Annotated in this window: 11 protein-coding genes; 5 read left to right on the top strand and 6 right to left on the bottom strand. The window is 72.0% G+C overall.

What is annotated here, in order from left to right; genetic code table 11:
- The first annotated feature begins 71 nt into the window (after window positions 1–71).
- The 3 genes from rfbB (at window position 72) to JOF41_RS26390 (ending at window position 3,317) form a co-directional block, all read left to right on the top strand.
- Window positions 72–1,061 (top strand): dTDP-glucose 4,6-dehydratase, encoded by a 990-nt coding sequence (gene rfbB / locus JOF41_RS26400; RefSeq protein WP_209622833.1) that lies wholly within the window; start codon window positions 72–74, stop codon window positions 1,059–1,061.
- The gene (gene rfbD, locus JOF41_RS26395; RefSeq protein ID WP_209622831.1) at window positions 1,061–1,957 is read left to right on the top strand and encodes a dTDP-4-dehydrorhamnose reductase; all 897 of its coding nucleotides are present in this window, start codon (window positions 1,061–1,063) and stop codon (window positions 1,955–1,957) included. The genes rfbB and rfbD overlap by 1 nt, the downstream gene beginning before the upstream one ends.
- 211 nt (window positions 1,958–2,168) lie before the next feature.
- Window positions 2,169–3,317: a pyridoxal phosphate-dependent aminotransferase gene (locus JOF41_RS26390; protein WP_209622829.1), complete on the top strand. Its 1,149-nt coding sequence runs from the start codon at window positions 2,169–2,171 to the stop codon at window positions 3,315–3,317.
- A 136-nt stretch (window positions 3,318–3,453) separates the two neighbouring features.
- Here the strand turns inward: JOF41_RS26390 and JOF41_RS26385 are convergent, their stop codons facing one another.
- The 3 genes from JOF41_RS26385 to JOF41_RS26375 form a co-directional block, all read right to left on the bottom strand.
- Window positions 3,454–3,894, bottom strand: a complete 441-nt coding sequence (locus JOF41_RS26385; RefSeq protein ID WP_209622827.1) for an Imm1 family immunity protein — start codon at window positions 3,892–3,894, stop codon at window positions 3,454–3,456.
- Between the two features lie 354 nt (window positions 3,895–4,248).
- Window positions 4,249–4,485, bottom strand: coding sequence for a DUF397 domain-containing protein (locus tag JOF41_RS26380; RefSeq protein ID WP_209622825.1), 237 nt, complete (start codon window positions 4,483–4,485; stop codon window positions 4,249–4,251).
- On the bottom strand, window positions 4,467–5,324 hold the full coding sequence (locus tag JOF41_RS26375) for a helix-turn-helix domain-containing protein (protein WP_209622823.1): 858 nt from the start codon (window positions 5,322–5,324) through the stop codon (window positions 4,467–4,469). Before JOF41_RS26375 ends, JOF41_RS26380 begins: the two co-directional genes overlap by 19 nt.
- 109 nt (window positions 5,325–5,433) lie before the next feature.
- Between JOF41_RS26375 and JOF41_RS26370 the strand changes: the two genes are divergently transcribed.
- A complete protein-coding gene (locus JOF41_RS26370; RefSeq protein ID WP_189225632.1) occupies window positions 5,434–5,712 on the top strand; it encodes a hypothetical protein in 279 nt (92 codons plus the stop codon).
- On the opposite strand, the gene JOF41_RS26365 is transcribed toward JOF41_RS26370, so the two are convergent.
- From JOF41_RS26365 to JOF41_RS26355, 3 genes are all read right to left on the bottom strand, one after another.
- Window positions 5,688–6,773: a glycosyltransferase family 4 protein gene (locus JOF41_RS26365; RefSeq protein WP_209622821.1), complete on the bottom strand. Its 1,086-nt coding sequence runs from the start codon at window positions 6,771–6,773 to the stop codon at window positions 5,688–5,690. The two genes, JOF41_RS26370 and JOF41_RS26365, sit on opposite strands and share 25 nt — an antisense overlap.
- A complete protein-coding gene (locus JOF41_RS26360) occupies window positions 6,766–9,234 on the bottom strand; it encodes a glycosyltransferase (protein WP_307867542.1) in 2,469 nt (822 codons plus the stop codon). The genes JOF41_RS26365 and JOF41_RS26360 overlap by 8 nt, the downstream gene beginning before the upstream one ends.
- Window positions 9,235–9,398: 164 nt before the next feature.
- A complete protein-coding gene (locus JOF41_RS26355) occupies window positions 9,399–10,319 on the bottom strand; it encodes a glycosyltransferase family 2 protein (RefSeq protein WP_307867541.1) in 921 nt (306 codons plus the stop codon).
- 20 nt (window positions 10,320–10,339) lie between these two features.
- Here JOF41_RS26355 and JOF41_RS26350 point away from each other — a divergent pair, with 20 nt between their 5' ends.
- A complete protein-coding gene (locus JOF41_RS26350) occupies window positions 10,340–11,374 on the top strand; it encodes a glycosyltransferase family 4 protein (protein WP_189225629.1) in 1,035 nt (344 codons plus the stop codon).
- Window positions 11,375–11,431: the final 57 nt, after the last annotated feature.

Genomic DNA, 11,431 nt, shown 5'->3' with positions numbered 1-11,431 from the left:
AACCGGGTGGGTTGCACGGTAAACAACGGTGACACACTGCGATGGGGTGTCCACGGCTGAGAGGTGTTGCGATGCGGGTGCTGGTGACGGGTGGAGCCGGGTTCATCGGCTCGCACTACGTGCGGGAGTTGGTGGGCGGCGCGTACCCGGCCTACGCCGACGCCGAGGTGGTCGTGCTGGACAAGCTCACCTACGCGGGCAACGAGGCCAACCTGGCGCCGGTCGCCGACAGCCCCCGGCTGCGGTTCGTGCGGGGTGACATCTGCGACCGCGAGCTGGTCGCCGAGCTGATGACCGGCACCGACGTGGTGGTGCACTTCGCCGCCGAGTCGCACGTGGACCGGTCGATCTCCGGCTCGGCGGACTTCGTGCTGACCAACGTGCTGGGCACCCAGACGCTGCTGCAGGGCGCGCTGGAGGCGAACGTGGCCAAGTTCGTGCACGTCTCCACCGACGAGGTCTACGGCAGCATCCAGGAGGGCTCCTGGACCGAGGAGCACGTGCTGGAGCCGAACTCGCCGTACTCGGCCTCCAAGGCGTCCTCGGACCTGCTCGCACGGGCGTTCCACCGCACGCACGGCCTGCCGGTGTGCATCACGCGGTGCTCGAACAACTACGGTCCGTACCAGTTCCCGGAGAAGGTCATCCCGCTGTTCGTGACCAACCTCCTGGACGGCAAGAAGGTCCCCCTCTACGGCGACGGGCTCTACGTGCGCGACTGGCTGCACGTCGACGACCACTGCCGGGGCATCCAGCTGGTGCTGGAGGGCGGGCGCGGCGGTGAGATCTACAACATCGGCGGCGGCACCGAGCTGACCAACCGCGAGCTGACCGAGCGGCTGCTGGCGGCCACCGGCCGCGACTGGTCCTCCGTCGAGCAGGTGACCGACCGCAAGGGCCACGACCGGCGCTACTCGGTCGACATCACCAAGATCAGCCAGGAGCTGGGCTACGCGCCGAGGGTGGACTTCGCCGAGGGCCTGGCGGCCACGGTCGCCTGGTACCGCGACAACCGCTCGTGGTGGGAGCCCCTCAAGCAGCGCGCGGCGCTGGCCGGCTGATGGCGCTCGCACTGCTGGTGCCCGGCGGCCGCGGCCAGCTCGGGCACGACCTGGTGGCGGTGGCCCCGTCCGAGGGCCTGGTGCACGCGCCGTCGTCGGCGGAGCTGGACATCACCGACGCGCAGGCGGTGTCCGACGCGGTGGCGTCGTTCGCCTGCGCGGCCCGCGACGACTCGCTGCGGCCGGTGGTCGTCAACGCCGCCGCGTACACCGCGGTGGACGCGGCGGAGTCCGATGAGGACCGCGCGTTCCTGGTCAACGCCAAGGGACCCGAGCTGCTGGCGGCGGCGTGCCGCGAGCACGACGTGCCGCTGCTGCACGTGTCCACGGACTACGTGTTCCCCGGCGACGGCACGCGCCCGTACGAGCCGGACGACGAGACCGGCCCGCGTTCGGCCTACGGGCGGACGAAGCTGGCGGGCGAGCAGCGCGTGCTGACCTGCTGGGAGCGGTCCTGGGTCGTGCGCACCGCGTGGGTCTACGGCGCGGGCGGGCCGAACTTCGTCAAGACCATGGCCCGCTTGGCGAACGAGCGCGACCAGCTGTCCGTTGTGGACGACCAGCTCGGGTCGCCGACGTGGGCGCTGGACCTGGCCGGGGGGCTGGTGGAGCTGGCCGCCCTGGTCGCGGCGCGGCGCGGCCCGGCGCGGCGGGTGCTGCACGCCACCGGCGGCGGCGAGACGACGTGGTGCGGCTTCGCCAAGGCCGTCTTCGCCGAGCTCGGCCTGGACCCGGAGCGGGTGAAGCCGTGCGGCACCGCAGACTTCCCGCGCCCCGCGCCCCGCCCGGCGTACTCGGTGCTGTCCGGCCGCGCCTGGCAGGAAGCGGGCCTGACCCCGCTGCGCCCCTGGCGTGAAGCCCTGTCCACCGCCTTCGCGACAGGAGCGGTGCCGTAACATGGCCGCTGCTCCGCAGACGGCGGCTCGGCCGCCCGGAAGTCGGCCCATCGACACGCGTTTCGCGGAAAATCGAAGGGCGTGATTTTCCGCGAAAGGCATGCCGACAGGCCGACGCGGCCTCGCGTGGTGCCCGCCTGGCCTGAACCACCCCCACGAGCCGCACGTAGACCCCGGTGACACCGGCGACGGACGAGCGGGGAGTGGTTGCGTGCGGCACAGCATCGACACGGACGTGTTTCGGCAGACCGCACACAGCCCGTCGTTCTTCGAGCTCTCCCGGCGGATGGGCGACGGCGCGCGGGACCTGGTCGACTTCTGCATCCCGTGCAACCCGTACTTCCCGACCCCGGAGATGTTCGCCGAGCTGGCCGACAACCTGGAAGCGGTGCTGAAGTTCTACCCCAGCGATTCGAGCCGGATCGCTGGCCAGCTCTCGTCGGTGCTGGGGTTCAACCCGGCCACCATCGCGATGTCCAACGGCTCCACCGAGCTGATCACCTGGCTGGACCACCTGTGGGTGCGCGAGTCGATCGCGGTGCCCATCCCGACCTTCGGCCGCTGGACCGACCAGCCGATGGAGACCGGCAAGCGGGTCGACATGTTCCTGCTGCAGGAGAGCGAGGGCTTCGGCCTCGACGTCGACACCTACATCAAGTTCATCCGCTCGCGCGGGTCGCGCGTCGCGGTGCTGTGCAACCCGAACAACCCCGACGGCGGCTACCTGCCCCGCCGCGAGGTCATCCGGTTCATGGACGAGCTGTCGGACCTGGACCTGGTGGTGATCGACGAGTCGTTCATCGACTTCGTGGAGATCGAGCGCAGCCCGTCGGTGGCCGCGGAGGCGTCCATCCGGCCCAACGTGCTGGTGCTCAAGAGCCTGGGCAAGAACTTCGGCCTGCACGGCGTGCGGTTCGGCTACTGCGTGGCCAACCCGGCGCTGGCCAGGAAGATGGCCGCCGCGCTGCCCAAGTGGAACCTGAACTCGCTGGCCGAGGCGGTGGTGTTCATGTTCCAGGAGCACGCCGAGTCGTACGCGGCGAGCTTGGTGAAGCTGTCCATGGACCGCTACCGGATGAGCATGGAGCTGGGGCGGGTGCCGGACCTGGAGGTGTTCCCGTCGCAGGCCAACTTCCTGTTGGTGAAGCTGCCCAACGAGGTCAGCGGCGGTGAGATGCGCGACCACCTGCTCAACAAGCACCAGGTGTTCGTCCGCGAGTGCTCCAACAAGCTGGGGCTCAGCGGCCAGTTCCTGCGCTTGGTGGTGCGACCGGAGGCCGACGTGGAGCGGCTGGTCAGCGGGATGCGGTCCTACTTCAAGTCCCCCTGGGAGGTGGAACGCCCCACTCTCGTCTCCTAGGCGTCGGCAAGTACTACCCGGTCCGCCCGTGAGGGCCGTTGACTACTACCCGGCGCACGCGGGCCGCCGCCGCGGCGGGCCGACACGGGTAGTAGTTAAGTGCTCGAAAACGCTGTACGGGTAGTACTTGCAGGCGTCAGGTGGTGTGCCAGGGGACGTGGGTGGGGCGCTGGGCGGTGGTCAGGAACTCCTTCAGGGCCTCGGCGAGCACCCGCGGCGGGACGCCCGAGCCCGCCGGGTAGTCGACGTAGTCCGAGCGGTACTCGGGAGAGGCGGCCTCACCTTGCAACGTTGCGTAGTCATGATCGGGGTCGGCGTAGGTGAGGTAGCCGTAGCCCGCGTGCACCGCCACGGCCACGTCGTGGTCGGGGATCTTGGTCCGACCGGGCTCGCCGAGCAGGCCCTCGGTGTCGTCGAGCAGCGGACGGTCCTGGTGCTCGATCACCGCCGGACCAGCGCCGGGCTCGTTGAGCCTGGTCAGGAGGGTGTCGACGTCCTCGGGAGCCTGGACGGTCATCTCGTCGGCGGACTCGGCGCCACTGGCGTCGCGGATCGGCCACACGGCGGTGAAGCTCATGCCCGCATGATGGCAGCGACCACGCCGGGTGCCCGCGTCGGGCCCGCGTTGCTCCGTTGGAGTGGAAGGGTGCAAATGCACTGGTGACCATGCATCCAGCGGAGGATTCTGTGCTTCATGCCCGAGAAGTTGGGTACTCCCGAAGCGACCGCCCGCTCCGAGGAGCGGCAGCGGTTCCTGCGCTGCGCTGTCGCCGTGACCCGATCACGGCAGGTCTCGTGGTCCGTCCTCGCCACCCCCGCGAGTCGAACCTCCAAATACCGCGAGTCGAACCCCCAGAACGCCTGAATTCAACGCCCAGGCACCACGAACTGAGCGCTCGGACACCACGAGCCGAGCGCTCAGACCGCTGACCTACCGCAGGGCCGCCAGGAAGGCCGCCCAAGCACCCCTGGAGACGGTGACCACACCCGCCCTGGGCTTCTTGCTGTCCCGAACGCCCACCAGGGCGGCCCCGTGAGCGACTTCGACGCAGTTGGAGTTGCCGCCGCTGTGGCTGGACTTGTTCCAGGCGACTTCGACGCAGTTGGAGTTAGCGCCGCTGTAGCTGGACGTGTGCCAGATTCCGAAGATCAGCTCGGACTTTGCCATTCGCTGCGCTCCTTGTTGGCGTGCTGGCGTAGCAGGGCCAGCGAGTCCTGCGGACTCAGCGCGGCGCTGCACAGGTGTTGGAAGGCCAGCCTATACCGCTCAACGTCCGCGTCTTCCTCCAAAAAGAGGGTGCCGGTGAGGTGGTCGATGGCTACCGCGCCGAATCCGTCGTCAAAGCGGAAGCAGGAGAACGGCACACCCATCGCCATATGGCTGCCCGCGCGGGTCGGGACGACTTGGAATTGCACATTGGGCAGGTCGCTGAGTTCGGTCAGCCGGGAGATCTGGGCAAGGTGGACTTCCCTGCCGCCGATCGGGCGGATCAAGGCCGCTTCGGTGACCACCGCCCACACCGAAAGGTCGCCGTCGAGCACCCGCTGCTGACGGGTGGTGCGCAGTTCGACTCGCTGCTCAATGGTGTCGTTGGTAGCTCCTGGAAGGCCCGCGCGGAAGATCGCTCGGGCGTAGTCCTGGGTTTGGAGCAGCCCCGGGATGAGATCGATCTCGAAGTTCGACACGCTGACGGAGTCGGTTTCCAACTCCACGAAGTCGATGTTCTCCGGGTTCGCCACGCCGTGGTAGCTCTGGTACCAGCCGCGCTTCTTGGCGTTGCGGGCCAGCGTGACCATGCTCTCGGTGGTGTGGTCGCTCGCGCCGTAGAGCCGGCAGAGCAGTTGGACCTCGTCGGGCTTGACGCCCAGCAGGTTGGTTTCGATCTTGCTGATCTTCGGGTGTTTGCAACCGATCTGGCTCGCCGCGTCATCGACGGTCTTCCCGGCTTGGAGCCGCATCCGGCGGAGGCGGCGGGCGAGGCGGCGCTGCTTGGCGGTGGGCGTCACGGTGTCCCCGATCGGGTGCTTTTAGGAACTCTGTTCCTTCTCAGCTTGCCCATTCGTAATGCCATGGCCAAGCTAGCGGAACATTTTCCACCCAATCGAGGAGGGTGTCATGGCTGCTCAGGCGATCCGGGTCGAGGTCGGCACGCCGGTAGAGGTGCGTGGCGACGAGGCGTCGGCGACCGTGTTCCTGTCAGTCGGCGAAGTCCGGCTCAGCTTCACCGAGGACGCCGCCCACGACCTGCTCGACGCCGTGCGCCGCGAGCTGAACGCCCTCGACCCCTTCGGCTACGACTGCGCCGACTGCCAGGACACGGGGGACCGCTGGGTCGGGATCGCGCGCGGCGCGGTGTCGCGCCGCGCGTGTCACTGCCCGGCCGCGCGCCGGTAGGCCGCCACCGTCTTCTCCGCCGTCCGCCGCCAGGTGAACTCCGAGGCGTGCGCCCGCCGGGCCGCCTGGGCGGCCGGGGAGGGCTCCGCTTCCACGGTGTCCACCAACGCCTGCGCCAGCGCCTCCACGTCGCCCACCGGCACGTGGACGGCGTGCCCGCCCGCCACCTCGCGCAGCGCGGGCACGTCCGAGCAGACCACGGGGACGTTGCACGCCAAGGCTTCCAGCACCGGCAGCCCGAACCCCTCGTCGCGCGAGGGCAGCACCAGCGCGGTCGCCCCGGCCACCACGCTGCGCAGGTCGACGTCGTTGAGGTAGCCGGTCCGCCGCACCCGTTCGTCCACACCGGACGGTCCGGGTCCGGCCAGCACCAGCGGCGGCAGCTCGGGCCGGGACTCGTGCGCGGCCAGCAGGGTGTGCAGGCCCTTGCGCGGCCCGCCCGCGCCGATGAACAGCAGGTACTCCGAGGGCAGCGCCAGCCGCGACCGCAGCGGCACGGACGGCGGGCGCGCGGCGAACCACGCCGGGTCGACGCCCAGCGGGGTCACCGCGATCTTGTCCGGCGACACCTCGAACCGCTCGGCCACCACCGACGCCACGGCTCGCGTGGGCGTGCAGATCACGTCCGCGCGGTGGGCGGACTGGCGCACCAGCTCCGGCAGCCGCCGGTCGGAGGGCGGCAGCTCGTTGGGCGCGTCCAGGAAGGCCAGGTCGTGGATCGTGGTCACGCCGCCCGCGCGCAGGGTGGGCGGCAGCACGAAGTTGGTGGCGTGCATGACGTCGGTCGGCCCGGCCAGGAACTCCACCGGGGGGAAGGGGAAGCGCAGCCAGGACTGCCGCAGCAGCCGCGCCGACACCGGCAGGCCGCGCGCCACCACCTCGTGCGGCAGCACGGTCCGCAGCGCCCGCCAGCCGCGCAGGGTGAACGCGACCGCGCGCACGTCCACGTCGTCCTGCATCGAGGCCAGCTCCTCGGCCAGCGCCGCGGTGTAGCGGCCGATGCCGGTGCGGTCGCCGAGCAGGGGTGTGCCGTCGATGAGCACCCGGAGCGCTTTAGCCATGGCCGCGCAGCTTCTTGAGCACCCGGCCGGTCGCGCGCCGCGCCACCTCGCCCGGTCCGCCCGCGTCGAGGTACTCCCGTATCAGCTTGATGTCGCGCTGCACCTTCTCGCGCGTGCCCAGCACCGGGTTGGGCACCAGCGGGGCCGTGCCGGGCAGGCGGTCGGCGGCCGGGCGCGGGTTGCGGCAGAACTCGACCAGCGGGGCCAGCGCGACCTCCCAGGTGAAGCGCTCCCGCACCACGGCGATGCGCTCGGCGCAGGCGGCGGCGAACTCCTCGTCGTAGAGGACCTTCTCCAGCGCGGCGGCCAGCGCGTCGGTGTCCTCGGCGGGCACCACCACGCCCAGTCCCTCGCGGGAGACCAGGTCGGCGAACGAGTCGCCGTCGGTGGTCACGATCGGCAGTCCGGACCACAGGTAGTCCAGCACCCTGGTGCGGAACGCGAACGTGGTCTCGACGTGCTCGAAGTGCGTGGTGACGCCGCAGTTCGCGTCCAGCAGCCAGTTCTGCCGGTCCTGGTAGGGCACCCAGGACTCGTTGAAGAACACGTGCGAGCCGACCAGGTCCAGCCGCTTGGCCAGCGCGCGGGTCTGGCCCGCGATGCCCATGTCCGGCACGTGCGGGTTGGGGTGCTTCATGCCCAGGAACACCAGCCGGACGTCGGACCGCTTGCCGCGCAGCCGGTCCACGGCCTGCACGAGGGTCAGCGGGTCGAACCAGCTGTAGACGCCGCCCGCCCACAGGATGACCTTGTCGTCGGCGTCCAGGCCCAGCGCGTCGCGCAGGCCGGGGCCGGTGCGCTGCGGCGGCTTGCCGGGCAGGCCGAACGGCGCGACCGCGAGCAGGGAGCGCACGGTGGGGTCGTTGTCGTAGAGGGCGGGGGTCAGCCTGCCCAGCGCGGTGAGGTGGCCCAGCCAGAAGTGCCGCTGCCGCTCGGAGGCGCACAGGAAGAAGTCGCCGCGGGCGAGCTGGTTGTTCAGCACGGCGGTGACCGACACCAGGTGCTTCTCGCGCTGCTCGTCGGTGTCGTCCTTGCTCTGCTCCAGCAGCTCCAGGTGCATCGGGTCGTAGATGTCGCAGACCACGATCTTGGTGGAGGCCCTGTCCTTGAGCGTGCCGGTCTCCTCCAGCCCGTGGCCCTGCAGCACCACCACGTCGGCCCAGTCGACGTGCGCGCCCAGGTCGCGCGAGCGCGCCTGGGCGATCGGGAACGGCGCCTCCGGCGGCGAGCACAGCGGGTTGGTGGTGACCAGCCGCACCTCGTGCTCGGCGGAGAGCACGTCGGCCATGTGCCACGCCCGGATCGCGGGCCCGGCCATCCGGTCGGAGATCGCGTCGCCGGTGAGCACCAGCACCCGGCGCGGCCTGCCGAAGGCGGCCTCCAGCCCGAACACCTCGACCAGCACGTCGTGCGCGGCCAGGTAGCGGGGCAGCGGGTAGGCGGGCTCCATCGCCTTGCGCATCAGCGGCAGCAGGTCGGCGTCGGTGCGCCTGCGCGCGGCCTGCTCGACCTTGCGCGACTCCGCCAGCGACGGCAGCATCTCCACGAACTGGTCCACGGCCAGGAACCCGGCCAGCGCCTGGCGCGGCACCGGGACCGGCGCGGCGTCCTGGGCCGGGTCGGCGGGGCGGCGGGTGATCTCCAGCTGCTTGGGGTCGATGTCCCCGCGCGCGGTGGCCCGGCGGGTCACCAGGGCGAGCGCGGCGGGCAGCACCTTGGCCAGCGTCTCGTCGGAGAAGTTCTTGTACAGCGAGGCCAGCGCGTTGCGCTCCAGCAGGAACAGCTCGCGACTGCTGTCCACAGTGGACATGGAGGCGTGGTGCTTGTGGAAGGTCAGCGACTTCGGCTCGTACCGCACGCGCCAGCCGCGCAGGTTCATCCGCCAGCCGAGGTCGACGTCCTCGTAGAACATGAAGAAGCGCTCGTCGAAGCCGCCCAGCTCGGCGAACAGCGAGGCCCGCACCACCAGCGCCGACCCGGTGCCGAACAGCACGTCGCGCGGCTGGTCGTGGCGGCCGTCGTCGACCTGGCCCGCGTGCCGCTTGTAGCCCATGCCGAACCAGGTCAGCCCGGCGTCGACGAAGTCGATCTCGCGGCCCTCCCAGTCCAGCACCTTGCTGGCCACCGCGCCCACGGTCGGCTCCTCGCGCAGCACCCGCACGGCTTCGCGCAGCCAGCCGCGATCCGGGCGGGCGTCGTTGTTGAGGAACGCCAGCACCGCGCCGCGCGCGTGCTTCACCCCCAGGTTGCAGCCGCCCGCGAAGCCCAGGTTCTCCGGGGCCTCGACCACCTCGGCGCGCGGCACCGCCGCCCGGACGCGCTCGGCGCTGCCGTCGCCGGAGGCGTTGTCCACGCAGATGACCTGGAGCAGTTCGGACGGGTAGTCCAGGTCGTCGAGCAGCGCGCGCAGGCAGGTCGTGGTGTCGTCCGCGCCGCGGTAGTTGACCACGACGACGGACACGGCAGGCAGGCTGACTGGCTCCACGGCCTAAGCCTGCCTCATCACGCTCCGCAGTGGGCGGCGAAGGTGCCAAACACCTCCGAGTTCGCAGCCGGTGATCGCCGGACCACCCGCCGCCGGGCTGCCCGAACGGTCAGTCACCATGCCCGAACGCACCGTGCGCGCTAGCGCCCCGCCCAGTTCCGCCACACCTCGGCGCGGGACACCTTCGCACGCCTGCCGATCCGGGCGCGCTGGAAGAGCACCGCGGGCAGCCGCAGCAGCACCTCGCCCAGCACCCGCAGGCGCAGGCCGACGCGGAAGTTCGCCGCGTCCGGGACGCCGCGCCGGACCGGCAGCAGCGCGGTGATCACCGCGAACCGGGCCAGCTCGCGCAGCGCCACCGCCGAGGGCGCGCAGCGCAGCAGCATCAGCAGCCGGTTGCGCTCGTTCCACCGGTGGAACAGCGGCGAACCGGGGTGCGTGCTCGCGCCGTGCCGGTGCCGCACCCGCGCCGGGCCGACGGAGATCACCGAGTGGCCCGCCAGGCGCAGCCGCCACGCGGTGTCGGTGTCCTCGTAGTAGCAGAAGAACTCGGCGGGCACGCCGCCCGCCTCGGCCAGCCGGTCGGTGCGCAGCAGCGCCGCGCCGCCGCAGAAGCCGAACACGTCGCGGCCCGCCAGCACCAGGTCCCGGCCGTGGCCGTCGGCGGTCAGCGCCACGCCGACCGACTGCGTGGCCCCGTCCGCCAGCAGCATCGACGACGTGGCGGCGGCGGCCTCGGGCGCGGCGTCGAGCGCGTCCTCCAGGGCGGCCAGCCAGCCGCGCTCCGGCGCGGCGTCGTCGTTGAGCCAGGCCACGTAGCGGGTGCCGACTCGGGGCAGCACGGCGGCCAGACCGCCCGCGTAGCCCGCGTTGCGCGGCAGGCGCAGCACCTCCGGCGCGCTGGGGTGCGCCGCCACCAGCGCCGCGGTGCCGTCGTCGGAGGCGTTGTCCAGCACGATCGTCCGATGTGGACGCTGCGCGGCCAGCGCGTCGAGGCAGGCCGTGATGTGCTCGCGACCCCGCCAGGTCACCACGACCACCGTCGTGCTCGGGTTCACCACGGCGTGAGACGGTACGCGACGTGCCCAACCTCGTTGTGCTGACCGAGCAGTTGCTGGCCCCGGTGCCCGGCGGGACCGGCCGCTACACCCGCGAGCTGGCCGCCGCGCTGGCCGCCACCGCCCCCGCCGGGTGGACCGTGACCGGCGTGGTGAGCAGGCACGCCGACCCGAGCGCGGCGGTGATCCCCGGCGTGGAGGGGCCGCGCGTGCTGCCGCTGCCCCGCCGCGCGCTGATCGCCGCCTGGGAGCGCGGCGTGCCGTACTGGCCGGGCGGCGACGCGGTGCACGCCCCCACGCCGCTGGCCCCGCCGCGCGGGCGGGTCGTGGTCACCGTGCACGACACCGTGCCGTGGACCCACCCCGAGACGCTCACCGCCCGTGGCGCGGCATGGCACCAGCGGGTGATCAGCCGGGCCGCGAGCCGGGCCGCCGCGCTGGTGGTGCCGACCGAGGCGGTGGCGGAGGACCTGCGCCGCCGGGTGCCCGTCGGTGCTCCGGTGCACGTCGTCGGCCACGGCGTGACGGCGTTCGGCGCGGAGGAGCCGGTGGACGTGCCCGAGCGGTACGTGCTGGCCGTGGGCACGGTCGAGCCGCGCAAGGGGTTCGACCTGCTGGCCGGGGCCACCGCCGAGGTGGGCGTGCCGCTGGTGGTGGTCGGGCCGCGCGGGTGGGGCGGGGTGGAGCTGCGCGCGCCGCACGTGCGGCTGCTGGGCAGGCTCAGCGACGCCCAGTTGGCGTTCGTGCTGCGCCGGGCGGCGGTGCTGGCCGCGCCCAGCCTGGCCGAGGGGTTCGGGCTGCCGCTGCTGGAGGCGATGGCCCAGGGCGTGCCGGTGGTGCACTCCGACGCGCCCGCGCTGGTGGAGGTGGCGGGCGGCGCGGGGGTGGCGGTGCCGCGCGGGGACCGGGCCGCGCTGGCCGCCGCGCTGCGCTCGGTGCTGGCCGACCCGCGTGAGGCCGGTCGCATGGCCGAGGCGGGCCGCCGCCGCGCCGAGCGGTTCACCTGGGAGAATGCCGCGTCCGCCGTGTGGGGGATACACCTGGGGGTGACCCGTTAGCGCATCGGTTACCGGAATCCGGCACAACCGGTCCGGCGTGAGCCGTACGCTGCACCG

This window comes from Saccharothrix coeruleofusca (assembly GCF_017876325.1).
GTDB lineage: Bacteria > Actinomycetota > Actinomycetes > Mycobacteriales > Pseudonocardiaceae > Actinosynnema > Actinosynnema coeruleofuscum.
Note: the sequence above shows the minus strand (reverse complement) of the source record. Positions and strands in the feature narration are given on the sequence as shown.